The 20,678-nt window shown below is 67.7% G+C and carries 17 protein-coding genes; 10 read left to right on the top strand and 7 right to left on the bottom strand.

Annotation, left to right across the window (positions count from 1 at the left end; translation table 11 throughout):
• The first annotated feature begins 206 nt into the window (after nt 1-206).
• From ACFWZ5_RS08030 to ACFWZ5_RS08005, 6 genes are read left to right on the top strand one after another with little or no spacing between them, the layout of a single operon-like run.
• Nucleotides 207-2,774, top strand: coding sequence for a Z1 domain-containing protein (locus ACFWZ5_RS08030; protein ID WP_384796109.1), 2,568 nt, complete (start codon nt 207-209; stop codon nt 2,772-2,774).
• Nucleotides 2,771-3,796, top strand: a complete 1,026-nt coding sequence (locus tag ACFWZ5_RS08025) for a PD-(D/E)XK motif protein (protein WP_384796107.1) — start codon at nt 2,771-2,773, stop codon at nt 3,794-3,796. Before ACFWZ5_RS08030 ends, ACFWZ5_RS08025 begins: the two co-directional genes overlap by 4 nt.
• A complete protein-coding gene (locus ACFWZ5_RS08020) occupies nt 3,793-5,790 on the top strand; it encodes a hypothetical protein (RefSeq protein WP_384796105.1) in 1,998 nt (665 codons plus the stop codon). Before ACFWZ5_RS08025 ends, ACFWZ5_RS08020 begins: the two co-directional genes overlap by 4 nt.
• The gene (locus tag ACFWZ5_RS08015; RefSeq protein WP_384796103.1) at nt 5,787-6,683 is read left to right on the top strand and encodes a hypothetical protein; all 897 of its coding nucleotides are present in this window, start codon (nt 5,787-5,789) and stop codon (nt 6,681-6,683) included. The genes ACFWZ5_RS08020 and ACFWZ5_RS08015 overlap by 4 nt, the downstream gene beginning before the upstream one ends.
• Nucleotides 6,683-8,527 carry a DUF6339 family protein gene (locus tag ACFWZ5_RS08010; RefSeq protein WP_384796101.1) on the top strand — a complete coding sequence of 615 codons (1,845 nt, stop codon included), beginning with the start codon at nt 6,683-6,685 and terminating at the stop codon, nt 8,525-8,527. The genes ACFWZ5_RS08015 and ACFWZ5_RS08010 overlap by 1 nt, the downstream gene beginning before the upstream one ends.
• Before the next feature lie 9 nt (nt 8,528-8,536).
• On the top strand, nt 8,537-9,889 hold the full coding sequence (locus ACFWZ5_RS08005) for a DNA cytosine methyltransferase (protein WP_384796099.1): 1,353 nt from the start codon (nt 8,537-8,539) through the stop codon (nt 9,887-9,889).
• 201 nt (nt 9,890-10,090) lie between these two features.
• Here the strand turns inward: ACFWZ5_RS08005 and ACFWZ5_RS08000 are convergent, their stop codons facing one another.
• Nucleotides 10,091-10,708, bottom strand: a complete 618-nt coding sequence (locus ACFWZ5_RS08000) for an ATP-binding protein (RefSeq protein ID WP_384796097.1) — start codon at nt 10,706-10,708, stop codon at nt 10,091-10,093.
• A gap of 219 nt (nt 10,709-10,927) precedes the next feature.
• On the opposite strand from ACFWZ5_RS08000, the gene ACFWZ5_RS07995 reads away from it, so the two are divergent.
• Together ACFWZ5_RS07995 and ACFWZ5_RS07990 are read left to right on the top strand one after the other, a co-directional pair.
• Complete coding sequence (locus ACFWZ5_RS07995) at nt 10,928-11,773, top strand: helix-turn-helix domain-containing protein (protein ID WP_384796095.1); 846 nt, start codon at nt 10,928-10,930, stop codon at nt 11,771-11,773.
• Nucleotides 11,773-11,964: a DUF397 domain-containing protein gene (locus tag ACFWZ5_RS07990; RefSeq protein WP_384796093.1), complete on the top strand. Its 192-nt coding sequence runs from the start codon at nt 11,773-11,775 to the stop codon at nt 11,962-11,964. The genes ACFWZ5_RS07995 and ACFWZ5_RS07990 overlap by 1 nt, the downstream gene beginning before the upstream one ends.
• A 4-nt stretch (nt 11,965-11,968) precedes the next feature.
• Here ACFWZ5_RS07990 and ACFWZ5_RS07985 read toward each other — a convergent pair whose 3' ends face one another.
• Nucleotides 11,969-12,106 carry a hypothetical protein gene (locus tag ACFWZ5_RS07985; protein WP_384796091.1) on the bottom strand — a complete coding sequence of 46 codons (138 nt, stop codon included), beginning with the start codon at nt 12,104-12,106 and terminating at the stop codon, nt 11,969-11,971.
• 350 nt (nt 12,107-12,456) lie between these two features.
• On the opposite strand from ACFWZ5_RS07985, the gene ACFWZ5_RS07980 reads away from it, so the two are divergent.
• A complete protein-coding gene (locus ACFWZ5_RS07980) occupies nt 12,457-12,774 on the top strand; it encodes a hypothetical protein (protein WP_384796089.1) in 318 nt (105 codons plus the stop codon).
• A gap of 21 nt (nt 12,775-12,795) precedes the next feature.
• Here ACFWZ5_RS07980 and ACFWZ5_RS07975 read toward each other — a convergent pair whose 3' ends face one another.
• The gene (locus ACFWZ5_RS07975) at nt 12,796-14,115 is read right to left on the bottom strand and encodes an SGNH/GDSL hydrolase family protein (RefSeq protein ID WP_384796087.1); all 1,320 of its coding nucleotides are present in this window, start codon (nt 14,113-14,115) and stop codon (nt 12,796-12,798) included.
• Between the two features lie 249 nt (nt 14,116-14,364).
• Here ACFWZ5_RS07975 and ACFWZ5_RS07970 point away from each other — a divergent pair, with 249 nt between their 5' ends.
• Nucleotides 14,365-15,714, top strand: a complete 1,350-nt coding sequence (locus ACFWZ5_RS07970; protein ID WP_384796085.1) for a DUF445 domain-containing protein — start codon at nt 14,365-14,367, stop codon at nt 15,712-15,714.
• 78 nt (nt 15,715-15,792) lie between these two features.
• On the opposite strand, the gene ACFWZ5_RS07965 is transcribed toward ACFWZ5_RS07970, so the two are convergent.
• The 4 genes from ACFWZ5_RS07965 to ACFWZ5_RS07950 form a co-directional block, all read right to left on the bottom strand.
• A complete protein-coding gene (locus tag ACFWZ5_RS07965; RefSeq protein WP_384796083.1) occupies nt 15,793-16,638 on the bottom strand; it encodes a DUF1707 domain-containing protein in 846 nt (281 codons plus the stop codon).
• Nucleotides 16,639-16,734: 96 nt separating this feature from the next.
• A complete protein-coding gene (locus ACFWZ5_RS07960) occupies nt 16,735-17,742 on the bottom strand; it encodes an ATP-binding cassette domain-containing protein (protein ID WP_384796081.1) in 1,008 nt (335 codons plus the stop codon).
• Nucleotides 17,743-17,750: 8 nt separating this feature from the next.
• On the bottom strand, nt 17,751-18,674 hold the full coding sequence (locus ACFWZ5_RS07955) for an ABC transporter permease (RefSeq protein ID WP_384796079.1): 924 nt from the start codon (nt 18,672-18,674) through the stop codon (nt 17,751-17,753).
• A complete protein-coding gene (locus ACFWZ5_RS07950) occupies nt 18,667-19,488 on the bottom strand; it encodes an ABC transporter permease (protein ID WP_384796077.1) in 822 nt (273 codons plus the stop codon). Before ACFWZ5_RS07950 ends, ACFWZ5_RS07955 begins: the two co-directional genes overlap by 8 nt.
• Nucleotides 19,489-20,678 lie beyond the last annotated feature (1,190 nt).

Genomic DNA, 20,678 nt, shown 5'->3' with positions numbered 1-20,678 from the left:
GCCAATCGTGACCCGTATCGCACATCAGCGCCCGCCTACACCCAATAGTGTGTAGACATTGCATAAGAGGGTGCGTCCGCACCGATACAGACGCCTCCTTGTGCCCTAGGGGCCCGTGCCGCTTGCGGAGCGAATCCACGCAAGCAGCGGATCACCGCGGTTCGGTTGACTTCAGTGAACGAGATCAAGGGGAATGGTCGCCTCCCATGACCGACGAGTTCGACGGAATGTATGACACATTCAAGGCAATCCTGGACAAGTTCCCCCCTGCCGAGTCGGTCAAGCGGCTGGAACAGTTCGGAATCAGTCCCGACATCATCGAGCAGATCCGCGAACGGCACGTTCAACAGACCATCCGGATCAAAGAGCTCGAAGAGCCGCACGCGGTGGTCCTGGGTAATCGCGACACCTGGTACACGGGCCCGCAACCCAAGGACAAATGCTGGCCAGCGATTGTGGATCTACTCCACAAGGACGGCTGGCCCCAAGATCCCGCGATCAAGAATCTCGACGATTCCTCGACCCGTATCGTCTCGCTACTGAACCACCCGAAGGAGAAAGCGTTCTCCACCCGAGGCCTTGTCGTCGGGTATGTGCAGTCCGGCAAGACCACGAACTTCACCTCAGTCATGGCCAAGGCTGCCGACCGCGGCTACAAACTCTTCATCGTGCTGGCCGGCATCCACAACGGCCTCCGCCGCCAGACCCAGGCCCGACTGGTGCAGCAGCTCGTCGAGCAGAACCCCACGATGTGGTCCCAGTTGACCGGCCTCGACAAGGACTTCACTCCGCAGGAAAACCCGGCTTCGTACTTCGGGAAGAACAATAAAACCCACGTGCTGTGCGTGGTGAAGAAGAACGCGACGGTACTGCGCAAACTGACTCGATGGCTCACGAAGGCATCGAACTACCTTGAGGACTGCCCAGCCCTGATCATCGACGACGAGGCGGATCAGGCCACCGTAGCGACGAAATCGATCAACCCGCTAATCCTCAGCATTATGGGCAGCCTACCCAAATCCGCCTACGTCGGGTACACCGCCTCACCGTTCGCGAACTTGCTCATCGACCCGAGCTCCGAGGACCTTTACCCCCAGGATTTCATCGTCAACCTCCCCAAACCCGAAGGGCACTTCGGCACCGAGGTCCTCTTCGGGCGTTACGCGCTCGACGATGAGGACCCTGAACAGCTCGACGACGGCTACGACATGATTCGCTCGATTCCCCAGGACGACGTGCCGTGTGTACGCCCCGCGGCGAGGGCCGACGTCGAGGGCTTCGAGCCGATCATCACCGACACTCTCCGCAAGGCTGTCGAATATTTCTGGCTGGTCACAGCGGCACGACGGGTGAGAGGCACCGGCAACCCGCACAGCACGATGCTGATCCACACCAGCGTCAACACCTCGGTGCACAACAGCTTCAAGAGGCCTTTGGAGCATCTACGCAACCGGTCGGCGCAGTCTCTGACGGACACCGGGTTCCTCTCCCGGTTGCGCAATTCATGGGAGGAGGAGGCCGACCGCGTCCCTGCCGAGGACTTCAGCGAGACGAAGGTGTCGTTCGAGGAATTGTTGCCCGAGTTGCCGGGAGTCCTCGACAGTTGTCGAGTCATCATGGACAACTCCAGCAGCGAGGACCGTCTCGATTACGAGAACGGCCCGGTCGTGGCCATCGCCGTGGGCGGCAACACCCTCTCCCGGGGACTGACACTCGAAGGTCTGTCGGTCAGCTACTTCGTCCGCGCCGTCTCGGCATACGACACACTGCTGCAGATGGGGCGTTGGTTCGGCTTCAGGAACGGCTACGCCGACCTGCCGCGGATCTGGATGACCGACGAGTTGGCCGGGTGGTTCCGGCACCTCGCCACAGTCGAGACCGAGATGCGGCGCGACATCGACGTCTACATGACCGAGGACGAGACTCCCCGCACCTTTGCCGTCCGACTGCGCACCCACCCCGCCTTGCGCGTGACCGCCGCTGCCAAGATGCGCAACGCCGTCACTGCGGCATCTTCATACGGCGGGAAGCGGGTCCAGACCCACTACTTTCACACCAACAGGGACTGGCTGGGCGAAAACATCGATGCCGCCTGCACCCTGGTCAGATCCGCCGTCGCGAATGCGGTCAGGACGGATTCGCGCCCGACGGAGGGCCGCTATGTGTTCCGATCCGTCCCGCACAACTTCATCATCGACTTCCTGTCAAATTACCAGTTCCACGAAAAATCCCCGGAGAACGATCCTGACCTGATCATCAAATACATTCAGAAGCGAGTTGCTGCATCCGGTTCGCTCGGCCGGTGGAACATTGCTATCGTCGGCAACCCCAAGAGGGACGACTTCACCTTCGCCCCCGGCGTGGCCGTCGGACGGAACATCCGCGCCCGAATCAAGATCGAGAATCCTACCGAGGACTTCGCCGACATCAAGACACTGATGAGCCGCCGGGACGCAACTGTGGACCTTCCCGGGGACACATCAAAGCTGACGGAGAAGGCCATCGTGAGCGAGCGACGAGCCCAGCTCCCGAACGTCGGTCTGCTGGTTCTGTACCCGATCGACAAAATGTCCGAGCCGATTCCGTCGAACAACCCGAGAAAGAAACAGTTGCGCGCCCCTTTGAATGCAGAGGAGCATGTGATCGGTGTCGGCTTGGTCTTCCCTGAGCCGCAGGGGGAAGACAGCGAGGTACGCAAGTACATCTCCGCCGACCTGTCCAACGTATCGATCGAAGATGAGGACTTCAGCCTCCTCGACAGCGAGGACGAATGAGAGATGACACGCTCCGCAAGGCCGTCGAGGAGCACTGGACCAGACTTGAGGAAGAGCAGACCACTGACGAACGTCGACTGCGGGTCTCCGAACTCCCCGTCGTCGCCGAACACGGCCCGTTGGTAGTGGCAGTCGATCACGACAGACATCGGCACGTCCTGGTGCCGATCCCTTCCCACCGCAAGATCCGCCCCGGTCTGAACGGACCCGCTCTGCTGTTGCGCAAGCGCCCCCTTGAGGGTGCGGACAGCTATCAGACCTATGCCGATCTCACCTGCCTGCGCGAAGACCTCAACGACCTGTTCACGGAGCTGTGCGTGGACGTGCTGGACCAGGCCAGAGAGCTACCGCAGAACCCGACCAAGGCGTTGTACCGCGCTCTCGACCGTTGGAAGGCTCTCTTCCGAAGCCAGGGTGACCCGTTGGGACCCGAGCAACTCGCGGGTCTTTTCGGTGAGTTGATGGTACTCAACCGACTTATCGCGAAGGACTCGAGTGCGCACCGGTGCTGGCGTGGCCCCGAGAAGTACCGCCACGACTTCTCTGCCGGCACCACCGCCATCGAGGTGAAGTGCAGTACGGTTGACGATGGTCGAAGGCCACGGATACATGGACTCGATCAACTCGAAGTTCCAGAGAATGGATTCCTCTGCCTTGCCTGGTTTCGTCTGCGACACACAAACGTGAACGGTGACGGCACAGGTCTCGTGGAGTCGATCGAGCAGGCCCTACGACTGTGCGACGACGAGGGCGCGCTCTTGCAACTGCTCGCAGGCGCCGGATACCACCCCGAGGACGCCGCCCGCTACCGCGACGTGCGCTTCGTCATCGAGGAGGAGAGGTGGTACCAGGTCGATGCCAACTTCCCTGGGCTGACTGGCCGAGCTCTTGTTGCAGCAGGTGTACCTATTTCGGTCACCGACGTCGAATACACCATCGACCTGTCCGGTGAGGTGCCTGCTCCCCTCGCCCCCGGGGAGGTCTCCAGAACGATCGACAAACTGATCCAGGAGCCCGTGTGACGGCGCCCAGCTGGTTCTCCCAGCCTTACCCTCCCGAAGGCGCGAGCGCGGCAGAGGGGATTCGGAACCAACTCGGGCGTCCGGAACTCGACCTCCTCACCATCCTGGTACGCGAGTCGGCTCAAAACAGCTGGGACGCCCGGGTGGTGCCATCGTCCGCTCCAGTCGACTACTCCATCGATGTGTGGACGGTGGGCCCGGCTCACGCCAGAGCGTGGCGGGAATTGCTGCTCGACGGTGCCCCCACCGGCGCGGAGAACTTCCCGCTGCGCGACTCGCTCCAACGCGGCTCGGTGCAGGTACTTGCCGTCTCCGACCGAGGCACGCGAGGGCTCGGGGGCCCCACTCGCGCCGACGATGCCGTCGAGGCCGACCGGGACTTCGTGTCCTTCATCCGGAACATCGGCGAACCGCGCGACATTGCACTGGGCGGCGGCACTTACGGCTTCGGCAAGGGCATTTTCTATCTTCTGTCCCGGCCCGGAACCGTCCTCGTCCACTCGCAGTGCCGCACCGCGCAGGGAAGCTACGAAACCCGGCTCATCGGCTGTGCCCTATGGAAGAGCTATGTGGCGGCAGAGCCTGATGGGGATCGTCGCTACACCGGTCGGCACTGGTGGGGCGACAACTCAGGGGAAGTCGTGGAACCCCTGATCGACCGGGATGCGGAGGCCATGGCCCAGCGCCTTGGTCTCAAGCCCTTCGGCTCCGAGGAGACCGGGACGACCATCGTCGTCGTCGACCCGAATCTGGACGAGCTCGCACCGCCTGCGGCAGCCGACTACCTGGCCGAGACCATCGCCTGGCATCTCTGGCCCAAGATGCTCTCCAGGGGCGGAAACGCACCCTCCATGCGCTTCTCCGTCACCTGCGACGGCCTCGAACATCGCGTTCCCGATCCGCAGGAAACCCGACCGCTCAACATGTTCGTTGCCGCCTACGAGGCGATGAGCGGCCCGGACGGCATCGACCTGCAATGTCTGAAGCCCAAGCGGCACTTGGGACGCCTGGGTCTGGTGAAGCGGCTCACGCCACCGTTGGATCCGAGCCGCGCCTCGCGCATGCTCGACATCGAGCACATCGTCCATCACGTGTGTTTGATGCGTCCCGCGGAACTCGTCGTCACGTACCGGCCGGGGCCGAAGCCTCCGAGTGCGCATCAGGGGTACGCAGGGGTCTTCCGGGCCGACGAAGCCATGGATGAGATCTACGCGAAGGCTGAACCGCCTACGCACGACGCCTGGAATCCACAGTCACTTGAAAGACCCGAGAGCACATTCGTGCACACGACATTCCGGCGTATCACCGAATCGTTGGACGGCCTGCTCTCCCTCGGAGGTGTCGCCCGGCCAGGAGCCAGCAATGTCGCTCTGGGAGCGGCCAGCTCACTATTCTCCGGATTGGTGGGGGGAGCCTGGGGTATTGGTGGTGCCACCGCCTATTCCAGGCCGGGCAGCACCGCCACGCGCACTTCAAGGGCGGATGACGTGGAAGCGGCTACATCTCGTGAACTGGGGCGCTCCGCTCCGACAGCGGTGCAGACCGACGCGGGACAGCGCTCCTCTGACGGGCCTGCCGGTCCGCTCGGTCTCAATACCGGCCAGCGCCCGTTCGCGAATGAGTCGGGAAGCAGTGAGCTTGGCACGCCACGCCGTCGGCCACGCGTGCAGTACGTCGGTGATGCCTACTACGACGATCGTGGTGCCAGCACAGTGCTGATCCAGGAGTTCCGACTGCCGGTACCCGGCCTCCAGCGGGTCCGCATCGACCTGGCCGTTACGCTCCCCGGCACTGGTGGGCGCGAGACGGATCCGCCCATCGGAGCGAGCATGCCCGTGCTCGTCGGCTGGGAGGACAGCGACGGTCAGCTGTACGACTCCGAAGCCTGCGTGATCGAGGGCGGACTCGACTCTGTCTGGCGCGCTGTGGTACGTCCGGCCCCAGACACCATGACCGAGATCGGGATCAAGGTCGAGGCAGTGAGGAACCAGTGACCCGGCGCGTTCTTCCTTACCGCAGCCCGTCGGAGGACGTGGTTGCCGCCGAGGGATGGTTGCTGGTTACCGAGGACGGCGACATGGCCATGCCCGAGGCTCTGCCGGACTGGGACTACCAGATGGACCTGCATCTACGCAGGACCATCCAGGTTGACCTTGATCGAACGCGTTCTCAGTCGGGACTGCCGACCGATGCGCCACTCACCCTCGCAGCCGTGTGGACGGCCACGGGCTCCAACCTCAGCGGACCCGCACAACATGTGCGTCTGTCCGCAGCAGGCACCACCACGGTGAGGTTGGACATACGACTGCGGGGAGCCGACCTGGGCGGTCTACTGCTTCTCGACACGGCTCTCGTCCTGGCCGAACGGCGTAACAACGCACGCCCCTCCTCGCCTCGTCGGGCGGGCTCCGTGTTGTGGAGTGATCGGGAGTCCCTGCGCCTCCAAGGTGATGCGCCACAGTTCCCCATGGCTGTGATCGACTTCGACCGGACGTCCTTCCCTGGTAACGCCGCCTGGCACCTACAGATCAGCGGGGGCTTGGAGAGCGCCACTATGGGATCCCTGCTGTTGCTCGTCAACGAGCGCAACACCGTCACCGCCGCTGCTTTCGAGAACGCGGGCAAACCACGCCCGGTGGACCGGATCGTGCTCTCCGTGGTGTATGCGGACGCCGCCCGGATCATGATCGAGCACGCACTCGGCAACGAAGATTTCGCTGAGGATTCCACCTTCCCTGACGGATCGCTGGGCGCCACCCTGGTCACTCTGTTCAACCAACTATTCCCAGGGCAGACGATTACTGATGTCCGGCTGCGTCAACGGCAGTCACCCGCCTTGTTCGCCTCGGACCTTCAGGCGGCCGTCAAGATGTTCGAGGTGTCATGATGAGCTTCCTCTACCCCCGGTTGCTCACCGCTCAGGCCAAACCTCTCTTCGAGGAGTACCGGCATCTGCCGATCGCCGACCTGACCGACCGCTCAACCACGAGTCATAAGTCGGCCGTGTACGTGGCCACCGGTGGCGACCGGATCTCCACCGCACAGCTCCGGGAACTGCGCGAAGGCGTACTTGACCTCGCCACGCAGGCTGGTTTCCCCAACGACTCGGACCGCGCACGCAACGCCGAGTTCGACCTTCGACTCGCTGCTCTGCTGCACGCCGAGATGGGCATGGTCCCGGCTGAGGCCGCCTCCCGGGATGTCTGGGCGTTCCTCTCACTGGTCCTGCTTCCAGATGTCGCCTTCTGGCGGTACCCACAGCCGCCCCGGGACCGTGTCCTCGGTACGGATCTCACCCGACATGTCTTCGGCCGGCTGTGGTGGCGAGCCCAGCTTGTGCGTTCCTCGGGCGACCCCGAACCGTACAGCGCCTTGAAGATCCTCGGGGAAGCTGCATTCGACCAGATCTATGCGCGCCGTGCCGCTCTCGGCGGAAGCCCTCACATGGTCCGGGCCATCCTTCGCGTCTGGAAGGATCTCGACCTGACCGGACTGAACGAGCGGGAGACCCTCCGCGACTTCCTCAAAAGGCTGCTGCGGCTCGCCCCGTTCGTACTCTTCGATGGCATCGAGGGCAACGCCTTGGACGAGGAGTTGTGTGCGGTCGCCCAAGAGTCCGTCGATGCCCAGCGTCCGAGTTCCTCGCCCACTCCAACCGCCACCGCGGAGCACGATCACGGCCCGCACCAGAGCGCCATCAGTAACGAGCCTTCCATGAGCGCGCCGCCGCAGGGAGAGTCGCCCGTACCTCAAGTGACGCCGGTGGGTCCGAGCAACTCCCACCGGTTGCGCTCAGTCGAGATCTGCGCCGGAGCCGGAGCCCAGGCGTTGGGGCTTGAGCGCGCCGGGTTCGATCCGGTCATCCTCATCGACAGCAAGGCCGACGCCTGCTTCACGATCGATCTCAACAGGTCCGAATGGAACGTCGTTTGCATAGACGTCATGGACTTCCATCCGAGCATGTGCCCAGATGTCTTCGGGGTTGATCTAGTCAGTGGTGGCCTTCCTCGGGTCAGGTCCTCGGCCACTGTAGGGCGCACTGAGGACACGGAGGAACGCAAGGTCCTCAGGGCTGTGATCGGGTTGACACGCACCATCGGGCCGAAGGCCGTACTTCTGGAGAATGTCCCGGACCTGGTCGAGAGCCCTGACTTCGGCCCCGATCGTTCATGGATCGAGACCGAGCTCGGAGAGGCTGGCTATCACTCGAGTTGGAAGGTTCTCAACGCCGCAGACTTCGGCGTGCCGCAGAACCGCAGAAGCGGCTTCCTGGTGGGCCTGCGGGACCCGTACTTCTCACGGTTCTCCTGGCCCGAGCCAGCAGACCAGCCTCCGCCTACAGTCGGCCAAGTGCTCGGCCCTTCGATGTCCGCGAACGGTTGGCCCGGTGCAGAACGCTGGATCAAGGGTGCCGACCACATCGCTCCTGCCCTCGTCGGGGGTTCCGAACGACGTGGCGGAGCAGACCTCGGTCCGACCGGCAGCAAGAAGGCATGGGCCGCGCTCGGCGTGAACGGCAACAGCCTCGGCAACGAACCACCGGACGCGGACTTCCCTGCTGACGAGCTCCCCAAGCTCACCGTGGACCAAGCCGCAGCGATCCAGGCGATCCCCGCAGACTGGCAGTTCTTTGGTGGAAAGACATCGCGGTATCGCCAGATTGGTCACGCCATGCCTCCCCCCGTCGCAACCACTGTCGGGCGTGCCATCGCGGCCGCCCTGCACGGCTAAGATCGCCTCATGCGCATGCCCCGTCCCCTCGAACCCGCACCCATCACAGTTGTAGATCTTTTTGCCGGATGCGGCGGCTTTACCCAGGGGTTCCATGCGTTCCGCCCGGACGGGGCACAGAACAACGGTCCTGTATTTCACAGCATCGCGGCAGTGGAGCATGACGCCGCGGCCGCCGCTACGTACGCCGTGAACTTCGGACACATCAGGCCGGACAAGAGCATTCCGCCCTCCCGTGTCCATGTCGGCGACATCGAGGAGTGGGATCCCACGCCGGAAGCACTCCACGCGGACGTGGTGGTGGGCGGCCCTCCCTGTCAAGGCTTCTCGGCGTTGAATCGCGAGAAGAAGGGCAGCGAACGAAACCGTCTGTGGGAAGACTACGTCCGCATTGTGGCCAAGATCCGCCCCAAGGTCTTCGTGATCGAGAACGTCGACCGCTTCCTCAAATCGGACGAGTTCCATAACCTGCTCAGCCAGGTGAACGAGGGCGGCCTCCTGGAGGAATACCGACTCGTCGATCCTCCCGGCCATGCACCGACGGACTCGCCAGAAAAGAAGAACAGGCGCTACCTCCTCAATGCGGCCGATTATGGTGCAGCTCAAGCACGTCGGCGAGCCATCGTCATCGGCGTACGCCGCGACGTGGACAACGGACGCAATATGACGTATCCGAATGCCACCCACACTCGGCGCCCGAAACACAGTCCTGGATTCTCCACTCGACCTCTCGATAGGATCGATGCGGGCATCTTGTACTGGCAGGCTGTGGACAGCGTGTTCGAAGAATCGTCACAACTACCGATCCGAGGCACCGAGCTACCGGACAGCAAGGAGCATGTCGCCGAGATCGATGCCGTCATCCCGGGCATTTTCATCACCCGAGATCTGCATTTCGGCCGCAACCCAGAGCCACTTTCGAGGGCCCGATACCTTGCCATCCCCGAGGGTGGAAATCGCAAGGATCTACGCGGAAAGTGGTACACAATCAACACCCATGGCGTTATTCAGATCTTCGATAACCCGAACCCTTCGGGAGTGAAGACCTCAGTTGAATACCTCTCTACTGAGAGCTGGGACAATCACAACACCGGCTCCGGTGATGTGATGGGAAGGCTCCGCAAAGGAGATCCCTCAGTTACCATCCGGACCGAGTTCTTCAAACCCGAGAAGGGTCGCTATCTCCATCCGACAGCTCCCCGTCCGATCACCCACTACGAGGCCGCGCGAATCCAGGGATTCCCTCTCGGATATCGGTGGTGCGGCTCGAAAACTGATATCGCCCGGCAGATTGGTAACGCTGTACCCATCCCCCTCGGCACGGCCATCGCCGCGTCGATCCACACTTACTTGCGAGGCTGACCCGCCAGGAAGGCCCTGCCCGCTCGGACGACACCTTTCATGACATCTGATCGGGCGGCCTCGGTGACAGTAACGACTCGACGACCTCGTCTACCTGTGCGTCCACTGTCACCGCATGTGCCACAGAAACCGTCCCGGAGAATCCTGGCGCACCCCCAGTGATTTACGGGCCATGATCCGCGGATCCGCCTCGGCCAGCCCTCACGCCGCCCCGTAACGGATCTGCGCCTGGTCCAGCACGTCGTCCGGGTCGCCGCCCTGGACCGCGAGCCAGTGGAGCAAGTCCGCGATCGTGTCAGTGACCGAGGCCTCCAGCGCCGCGTACGTCGGCACGACCACGGAGTCGGCTCCGGCTGCCCGCCGGTACTCGGCGAGCACCGCCGCGGCCCGCTGAACCCGAGCACAGTGCCGCGCGGGCGCCAGAGAGATATCGCACCACACCGCCTTGCCGCTGGCCGTTAGCAGAGTGCCCCAGTCCAGGCTCATGGCCGTGAGCAGGTGCAGCCCTCTGCCGCACTCTTCGTCGCAGCCTCCAGAGCCGAGTACCGGCCGGACGTGGCTCTTGTCGTGGAGCTCCACTCGGAGCCGGTCCCCCCTCGGCTCCAGCACGAGCGTCGCGGCCGTCCCCTCCCCCACGTGCTTGATGATGTTCGTCGCCAGCTCTGTGACCGTGAGCTCAACTTCCGGCGAAACAGCGGCCGCGCCCCAGCGACCGAGCGCACAGCGGACCTCCGCGCGCAGCACTCTCAGCTCCGCCGGCACGGCCTCGAACGGTACGACGCACCGAAGACGGCCCGCGCTCCGCTCAGAGAAAGACATGGCAAGACTCCCTCCCGGCCACGCCAGCGCTGCGCCCACCGCGACCGCGCGGCGACGCTGCGTAGCCTTCCTGGCGCCGAGCATGGCACAGAGAAGTCTCGCCATGTAACTTCTCACGAGAATCCATCGAGTGAATCCGAGCGGCCCCAACTGCCGCCCCGCATAACCTGTCTGCGGCCGGGCAGCAGGAAGTCCGCCCAGCCCGAGGAGGTATCCGACGTGCCAGCGAGAGCCACCACTCGCCGCCGCCAACTAGGTGCGACTCTGCGCAAGTTGCGCTCCCGCAAAGGGCTCACGCTCGAGGAAGCCGGAGTGCACGTCGGGGTCTCCAAGGCGACGGTGAGCCGGTACGAGACCCGCGAAGGTCCCGTCAAGTGGCTTGTCGTTGAGGCGCTTTGCCGTGCGTACGACGCCAGCGACGCCGAGCGGAACGCTCTCGTCAACCTCGCCAAGGACGCCAAGCAGCAGGGCTGGTGGAGCTCCGTCGCCGACTCGATTCCAGAGAGCATGAATCTCCTGCTCACGCTGGAGGACGAGGCCGTTCGCGAGGATCACTTCGCCTGCGTCTACGTTCCGGGGCTGCTGCAGACCCGCGCGTACAGCACGGCCTTGCAGCAGGCCAACGAGGTGCAGCTGGCCTCGGCGGAGATCGAGCGGCTCGTGGACATCCGTATGAAGCGGCAGGAGATTCTGAGCCGTCCCGAGCCGCCGCACCTGTGGGCCGTCCTCGACGAGTCCGTGATCCGTCGTGTCATGGGCTCGCCCTCCGTCATGAAGGAGCAGCTCGGGCGGCTGCTGGAAGCCAATGAAGCGCCGCACGTCACGCTCCAGATACTGCCGTTCTCCAAGGGCGCCCACTGCGCCGCCCTCGGGAGCTTCGTCATCATCGGCGGGGCCGAACCGTCCCTCGACGTCGTGTACGTCGACTACCACACGGGCTCGCTCTTCCTGGAAAAGGACGAGGAACTGAAGCGATACAGACTTGCGTTCGACTACCTGCGCGCACAAGCGTTGGACATGGAGGCCTCCTCCGTGCTGATCCAACGAGTCCGCAAGGAGCTGTGATGCACGACCACACCCGCTCGGTCCCTGAATGCGCCTGGTTCAAGTCGTCCTACAGCGGGGGCAACGCGACGGAGTGCGTGGAGGTAGCGATCACGCGCGACGCCGTACGCATACGTGACTCGAAGCGCCGCGGCGAGGGTCATCTCGCGGTCCGCTCGGACACGTGGTCCAGATTCGTCGCCTCGGTGTAGCCGTTCAGGTGGGGCGAGGCTGCTCGGGCCGGCTGGAGAGCACCGCCTCAAACACCCGCGCCAGCTCCTCCGCGGGGGCCGCGAGGAAGACGGGGCGGCCGGTCTTGCGCAGGGCGTTGACCCAGTGGGCCGCGTCCCGCATGGCGGTTTCGGCGGGTGGGACCTCGCGGAGGAGGCGGTCGCGGTCGAGGCCGGAGACGGCCAGGGCCTGGGGACGAAGTCGTCGGAGATGGGGCGGAGTTCGGTGTAGATGGTGAGGTCGGGGTGGCCTGCTACCGCCATTCCCAGGGAGAGCATGCTGTACGGGACCGGCAGGGGGCCGTCCGCCTCCACGTCGACGGCTATGTAGAGCTCGGGGGGGGTTCGGCACCCTCGCACTGTGGGGAGCGAGTGCGGCCGTACGCCAAGGAATAGCCGCCAGTTACCCTCGGGCCATGGGTCCGGTCCCCCATGGGCCGGGCCGTCCCTGGGCAGTGCGGAAGCGAGGCAGACATGGCGAAGGCGAAGGTGCGGGTACCTGCGGCAGCGGTGGCCGTCGGGGGGATCGTCGGCGGGTACGCCGTCGCCCGCTTCACCAAGAAGCGGCCGCTCGGCGGCGCCGTGCTCGCCGCCGCGGGCGCCGTCGCCGCGCGGCAGTGGCAGCAGCGGGCGGGAGGCAGGACCGCCGCCGCGCTCAGCACCGCGTACGTCGCCGCCTTCGCGGGCTCGCACCCGCTCGCCAAGAAGGTCGGCGCCTGGCCCGCGGTCCTCGGGGTGGCCAGTGCGGTGGGGGTCGCCTCATGGGTCGTCGTGGAGCGACGGGAGCGGTAGGCAACCCGGGGGGCGGCGCCGTCAGAGCTCGGCCGACCCCGCCCCCTTCAGCTCCGCCAGGTCGAACCGCTCCGCCATCCTGCGGAACCCGGCGTCGCTCGGGTGCAGGTGGTCGCCCGAGTCGTAGCGGTCGAGGAGCCTGCGCGGGTCGTACGGGTCGCGCAGGGCCTTGTCGAAGTCCGTGACCTCGTCGAAGACCTTGCCGGACCGGATCTGCGCGTTGACGTCCTGGCGCACCGCCTCCAGGGCGGGGGTGTACCCGCGGTGGCCGCCGAACGGCATGAGCGTCGCGCCGACGACGCGCAGGCCGCGGGCGTGGGCCTGGCGGGTCAGCTCGCGCAGGCCGTCGGTGATGCGGTCGGCGTCGGTCTCCTGGTTGCGCAGGATGTCGTTGATGCCGAGGGCGACGACGACGGTCTTGACGCCGGTGCGGTTCAGGACGTCGCGGTCGAAGCGGGAGAGCCCGCTCGGGTTGCCCGCGGGGGTACCGGGCCTGCCGTCGGACAGGACGCGGTTGCCGCTGATGCCCTGGTTCACGACGCTGTAGCGCGGCGCGTCGGACTCCTCGCGGAGCCGGTCGGCGAGCACGTCGGTCCAGCGGCGGTTGGTGCCCATGCTGGACGTGATGCCGTCGGTGATGGAGTCGCCCATGACGACGACCGTGCCGTCCGTCTCGCTGCTCAGGACGTCGACGGCGGAGACGTAGCGCCAGTACGGGCTCTGCTCGTAGTACGTGTGGCCCGTCGCGTCCTCGGTCCGGTCGCCGTCGGCCACGTACGAGATCTGGCGGGCGTGCGGGTGGTAGGTCACCGGGCCGGACGGGGTGGGCGAGTACGTGGTGATCAGCAGGTCGGCGTCGTGCGGGACCCGCAGGCGCGCCGGGTCGGAGACGACCTGCCCGCCGGGCGGGACGACGACGGCCGTGTCGCCGCCGAAGGTGAGGCGGCGCAGGGTGCCCGCGGCTGCGGCGGGCGTGTTCGACGCGGCCGCCACGGCGACGGAGGCGCGCGTGATGCTGAGCGGCTGCTTGCCGTACAGGTTCGACAGGGTGACGCGGGCGCTGTCGCCGCCGACGCTGGTGTGCACGACGTTGCGTACGGAACGGCCCGCCATGCCGTCCGCCGCGGTGCCGGGCTCCGCGCCGGCCGGGGACGCGGACCAGGTGCCGACCCAGGTGCCGGCCGAGGCGGGGGCCGCGGAGTTGCGGGGGGCGCGAGGGCTGGCGCCGACCTGGTCATCCGCGTCGTCGGCGCCCGTGACGCCGAGGTATATGGCGGCCGAGACCACGACGATGACCGCGAGTACAGCGGCCAGCAGTGCATAACCGTGACGCTTGGTCATGCGGGCGTTTTCTCCTCGGGCAGGGGGAGCCCGAGGCTCCGGTGTGAAGACCCCATGATGCGTCATGGGCCGCGAGGAGACCGACACTGCCCCCCTCTGCCCACTCGGACGCCGGGAACTCATGGAGCGTTCCAGGAGTCGATCTGGAGGGAACCCGGATGGGACTCGGTGGGAGGCCGGAAAGGCCCGCCGGAAGGGACAATGCGTACGAGGTGCGTACGAGGAACGACCGAAAACGGGGCGCTACGGATGGAACGCACAGAGAGCCGACGCGCGGCTGAGACACCTCGCGCGGCCGAGACAGCTGAGGCGGAGGGGGAGCGTCACGCCCCCTCCGGCTTCACGTACAGCGCCGCCGACGAGGAGAAGCGGCGCGGCGTACGCCGTATGAAGCTCACCGCGACGGGGCTGCTCCTGTTCGTCGCGGTCGTGTACGTCCTCGCGAAGTGGGCGCAGCACCAGGGCGCGGGCGCCTGGACCGGGTACGTGGCCGCGGCGGCCGAGGCGGGCATGGTCGGCGCGCTCGCGGACTGGTTCGCGGTGACGGCCCTCTTCCGGCACCCCCTCGGCATCCCCATCCCGCACACCGCGATCATCCCGAAGAAGAAGGACCAGCTCGGCGTATCGCTGGGCGAATTCGTCGGCGAGAACTTCCTCTCCCAGACCGTGGTGCGCCAGCGCCTGCGTGCCGTCGGCATCGGCAGCCGCCTCGGCACCTGGCTGGCCGAGCCGCAGCACGCCGACCGGGTGACCGCCGAGCTCGCCACCGCCCTGCGCGGCGCGCTCACGGTCCTGCGCGACTCGGACGTGCAGGCCGTCGTCGGCGAGGCGATCACGCGCCGCGCCGACGCCCAGGAGATCGCGCCCGGCATCGGGAAGATGCTGGAGAAGATCGTCGCGGACGCCGGTCACCGCCGGTTCGTGGACCTGGTGTGCGTACGGGCCCACGACTGGCTGGTGACGCACGCGGACCAGGTGATGGACGCGGTGCAGGGCGGCGCGCCCGGCTGGACCCCGCGCTTCGTCGACAAGAAGGTGGGCGAGCGCGTCTACAAGGAGCTGCTCCGCTTCGTCACCGAGATGCGGGACATGCCCGAGCACCCCGCGCGCGGCGCCCTCGACCGCTTCCTCACCGACTTCGCCGCCGACCTGCAGTCCGACACGGACACGCGGGCGCGGGTCGAGCACCTCAAGCGGGAGGTCCTCGCCCGCGGCGAGGTCCAGGACCTGATCGCCTCCGCCTGGTCGGCGGTCCGCCAGATGATCGTCGCGGCGGCCGAGGACGAGCGCAGCGAGCTGCGGCTGCGCGTGCGCGCGGCCCTCCTCTCCCTCGGTGCCCGCATGGCGACGGACGCCCGCCTGCAGGAGAAGGTCGACGGCTGGGTGGAGGGCGCGGCGGTGTACGTCGTGACGACGTACCGGAACGAGATCACCTCCCTCATCACCGACACCGTCGCGAGCTGGGACGCCGAGCACACCTCCAAGAAGATCGAGGCCCACATCGGCCGTGACCTGCAGTTCATCCGCATCAACGGCACGGTGGTGGGGTCGCTGGCGGGGCTGGCGATCTATGCGGTGTCGCGGTTGTTCGGGGGCTAGCGCCCCGCCGCCCCATCGACAGGGGCTGCCCCATCGACAGGGGCTGGCCCACCGACGGGGGCTGACCCACCGACGGGGCTAGTCCTCGCGGCGGTCGTGCAGACGGTCGTGCGAGCCGTGCCGGTGTTCGTGCATCCGCTTGTGGTGGAGTTCGCGGCGCTCCTCGTGGGCCAGGCGGCGGGACTCGCGGGCCTCCAGTTTGGCCTTGCGGCGCTCCTCCTTGATGCGCTGGCGCTCGGCCTTGCGGAGCTTGCGTTCGACGCCCACGCCGCCCATCAGGGCGAAGCCCGTGACCGTGACGCGCGGGGAGCCGGGGGTGCCCTCGCCCGTGGCGTCGTCGCCGAAGCCGCCCATGAAACCGAAGCCCTTGACGGTGACGCTCAGGTCGGGCGGGACGACGACCCCGATGCCGCCCATGACCGTGAAGCAGCGGATGGTGACGTCGCGTTCCGTGAAGCGCGCCTCGCGCAGGTCGATCTCGCCGCCGCCCCACATCGCGAACGACGTGAAGAGCCGCCCGACCGTCCAGGGGCCCTTGCGGCTGAAGCCGCTCCAGATGGCGAAGGCCCCGGTCGACGACGGCTCGCCGCCGACCATCCGCTCCGACCAGTCGATCTCGGCGGACCCCTCGCCCGACGACCGCTTCACCATGGACACCTTGGGCGCGGCCGCGCCCGCCACCGGCAGGTCCTGGGTCAAGGGCGCCAAGTCACCGTACGTACGCGCCTGGTAGGCCGCGTCGAGCCGCTCGTTGAACTCGTCCATGTCGAGGCGGCCCTCGGCCATCGCCTCCCGCAGGACCTCGGCGACCCGCTCGCGGTCAGCGTCGGAGGCCCGCAGGTCGGGGCTCGGCGAGCCGGGGACAGCGGGGAGCGGCGGCGGGGAGGCCGGGGTGGCTGGCTGAGGAGACTCGGCGTCCGTCATACCAGCAGCCTACGAGGTCGTCCCGGCATCGGCCTATGTGGTCGGCCCCTCATCCCCTCCGCGTCCCCTCCGCATCCCATCCGCATCCCATCCGGCCTACGCGGTCGGCCTGTCCTCGTACATCCTGGCAATCACCGCCTCGATGTCCGGCTCCCGCACGGACAGGTCGACCAGCGGATAGCGCTCGGCGATCGACGAGACCAGGGGCGCGGCGGACTGCGCCGCCGGGAACGCCAGCCACTGGCGCGGCCCCTCCGTCCGCACCACACGCGCCGACTCGACCTCCAGGGGCGGCAGTTCGCGCTCCAGGTCGACGACGAGGGTGCGCTCGCTGCGGCCCACCTCGTGCAGGCCGGCCAGCGGGCCGTCGTACATCAGGCGCCCGTGGTCGATGACCATCACGCGCTTGCACAGCTGCTCGATGTCGGTGAGGTCGTGCGTGGTCAGGAGCACCGTCGTGCCGGACTCGGCGTTCAAGTCGCGCAGGAAGGTGCGGACCTTGGCCTTGCTGACCACGTCGAGGCCGATCGTCGGCTCGTCCAGGTACAGGACCTCCGGGTCGTGCAGGAGCGCCGCCGCGATGTCGCCGCGCATCCGCTGCCCGAGCGACAGTTGCCGCACCGGCACGTCCAGCAGGGCGCCCAGGTCGAGGAGTTCGACGCACCGGTCCAGGTTCTCGGCGAAGCGGGCGTCCGGGACGCGGTACATGCGGTGCATCAGGCGGTACGAGTCGATCAGCGGCAGGTCCCACCAGAGCGTGGTGCGCTGGCCGAAGACGACGCCGATGCGGTGGGCGAGGCGGGTGCGCTCACGGGACGGGTCGATGCCGGCGACGCGCAGGCGGCCGCCGCTGGGGGTGAGGATGCCGGTCAGCATCTTGATCGTGGTCGACTTGCCCGCGCCGTTCGGCCCGATGTAGCCGACCATCTCGCCGCGCGGCACCCGGAAGGTGATGCCGTCGACGGCCCGCACCTGCCGCTTCTCGCGGCGCATGAAGCCGGTCTTCTTGCGTACGTCGAAGACCTTCTCGACGCCGTCGAGGGCGATGAAGTCGGCGTCGGGCCCCTCGTACGGGTCCGTACGGGCGTCCCTGCGGGTGTCCATGGTGGTTCTCAGCTCCCTGTGCTGCGGTACGAACGAAGGCCCACGCGCCACGCGAGGCCCGCGAGCGCGCAGCAGGCGACGGCCACCAGCGGCGGCGTGAAGGCGACCCAGGACGGCAGGCCGAGCGGATACGGGCGGTCGAGGACGTACAGGCCCGGCAGCCAGTTCACGAATGCGATCGGCACGACGAACGTGACGCCGCGCACCAGGTCCTTGGCGAAGACGGACGGCGGGTACTGGAGCAGCGTGTTGCCCCCGTACGTGAACGCGTTCTGCACCTCGGACGCGTCCTGCGCCACGAACTGGAAGGCCGCGCCCACGACGAAGACGGACACGAAGATCCCCGCGCCGCTGAGCAGCATCACCGGGAGCAGCAGCACCTTCAGCGGCGTCCAGTCGATGTCGACGGCCCAGAACGCGTACCCGAGGACAAGCACGCCCTGCGTGACACGGCCCAGCCTGCGCAGCGCGAACCGGTCGGCGGCCACCTGCGCGAGCACCGGCGCGGGGCGCACGAGGAGGGTGTCCAGGGTGCCGTCACGCACCCGTCGGCCGAGCCGGTCCATCGAGCCGATCGCGAGGTCGGCGATCCCGAAGGCGGTGGTGGCCACGCCGTAGAGGAAGGCGACCTCGCCGAGGCGGTAGCCGCCGAGCACGTCCACCTGCGAGAACATCAGCAGGATCGCGACGAAGTCCAGGCCGGTCGCGACGAAGTTGGCGAGCGCCGTCATCACGAAGGACGCGCGGTAGGCCATCGTGGAGCGGATCCACATCGCGGTGATCATCCGATAGGCGCGCAGGCCGTCCACGGCACGGCCGACGGGCCGGTCACTCTTCCGTACGGACTCCTCCGCTCCGGACTCCTCCGCTCCGGACGCATTCCCGGGCTCGTCCCCTGGTTCTTCCACGCGCTCCCGTACGAGCTCAGCCACCCTGGACCACCACCCGCCGCGTCGCCACGGCCTGCAGCAGCCGGCCCGCCGCGAGCAGCCCGACGGCCCACGCCGCCTGGAACGCGTACGTCCACAGCAGGTCGACGCCCGTGTGCTTGCCGAGGAACACGTCCGCCGGGACCTGGAGCAGCGCCGACCACGGCAGGGCGCGCGCGATCTCGCCGAGGACGCCCGGGAACACGTTCAGGGGCAGCAGCATCCCGGAGAAGAACATGCTCGCCAGCCATGCGATCTGCGCCACACCCGCACCGTCCAGGAGCCAGAAGGCGCTCAGCGCCACGAGGAAGCGCACGGCGAAGCTGACCACCACCCCGAGCAGCACCGCGAGCAGCGCGGCCAGCCACCTCAACGGGTCACCCGGCAGGGCGAGTTCGAAGCACACCGCGCCGAACGCCATGGGCAGCGCACCCCGCGCCACCAGGTGGAACACCGCCCGGCCCAGGTCGCCCGCGAGCCACCACGCCTGGAGGTCGGCGGGCCGGTACAGGTCGATGGCGACATCGCCCGTGCGGATGCGCTCCATCAGCTCGTCCTCGAAGCCGCCGCCCATCGCCGCGACCGTCATCAGGAGAGCCTGACCGAGCCACACGTACGTGAGCGCCTCCGCCTGGTCGTATCCTCCTAGTCCGGGTCTCTCGTCCCACAGGGCAATGTAGGTGTAGGTCAGGATCACCCCGAACACAGTGTTGGTGAACACACCCGCCAGGGTCGCCATCCGGTACGTAGCGAATCTCCGGAAACTTCCTCCGGCGACGGCCGCGTACAAGCGGAACCGTCCTGTTCTCACGGACATCCCTCTCAGAGAGCCTCGTCCCGTTCATGGGCACGGCGCGGACCGAAGCGCAGGAGCCTAGTGCGATCGGGGCCGTCCGTGCCAGGCAATTTCGCCGCGCGGCGCGTGCCTGGTCATCACGGTGCGACGGGACGGTGTGCAATGGGTCGTACGAGGCGTACTGGATGTATGAGGCGTACGAGATGTACGACGCGAACTGGGAGTTCCGCGAGACATGAGCAGCGACGAGCCGCAGCGTGGCCCCGGGCGCGGGTCCGCCGACGGTCCCACGCCCCGCCCCGAAGGCCCTGCGGGCACGCCGTCCGGGGCCGCACCGGGAGCGGACGCGGCTTCGCCGCGCCACCGCGGCGCGGGCCCGCAGGGTGACCCCGCGGCGCCCCAGGACGGACCGCCGCGGTCCGGCCCTGCCCGCCCGACCCCGCGACGCGAGCCCGTGACCGGCCACCCGGGCGACGGCGCGACCGGCGCCACCGACGGGCGGGGCGCCTCGGCCGTCGGCCACGGCGGTTCGGCCACCGGCCACAGCGGTTCGGCCACCGGCCGCGACGGCTCGGGCGCCGGGCACAGCGGCTCGGGCGCCGGGCGCGACGGCTACGGCTCGGGTGCGCGATCGGGCTCGGGTGCGCGGCCGGGCTCCGGGTACGACGGCTCCGGTCCTCGGGCGGGCTCGGGCGCGGGCGCCGGGCACAGCGGCACGGGCGCGGGCACCGGATACGACGGCTCCGGTCCTCGGGCGGGCTCCGGCGCGGCCGGGCGCGACGGCTCGGGTGCGCGGCCGGGCGGCTCCGGCGCGGGGCAGGGTGCCCCCGCGTCCCGGCCGGGCGCTCCCGGCGCGGGGCAGGGGCAGGATGCGGTACGCCCTGGGGGCGCGGCACGTCCTGGAGGCGGCGTACGCCCCGAAGACGCGGCCCGCGCTCAGCACGACCCCTCCGGGCAGCACGGCGCCGCGCGCGGCGACCGCGGCGACGGACGCGGCCAGCAAGCCGCACGCCCCGGCCCCGGCGGCGCGGCCACCCCGCCCGCAGGACCGGGCACCCCCGGGAACGGACGCGAGCGAGGCGCCGGGCGCCCCGGCGGCCCCGCCGCGCCGAACGACCCCGCGACCCAGCAGTTCCGGCCCATCCGGGACCACGAGCAGCCCGGCACGGGTCACCAAGCACCCCGCACGGGCCCCGAGACTCCCCGTACGG

The sequence above is a fragment of the Streptomyces sp. NPDC059003 genome, from assembly GCF_042740445.1.
In the GTDB taxonomy this organism is placed as follows: Bacteria; Actinomycetota; Actinomycetes; order Streptomycetales; family Streptomycetaceae; genus Streptomyces.
The sequence above is the reverse complement of the archived record's forward strand: the minus strand, read 5'-3'. Positions and strand labels throughout refer to the sequence as shown.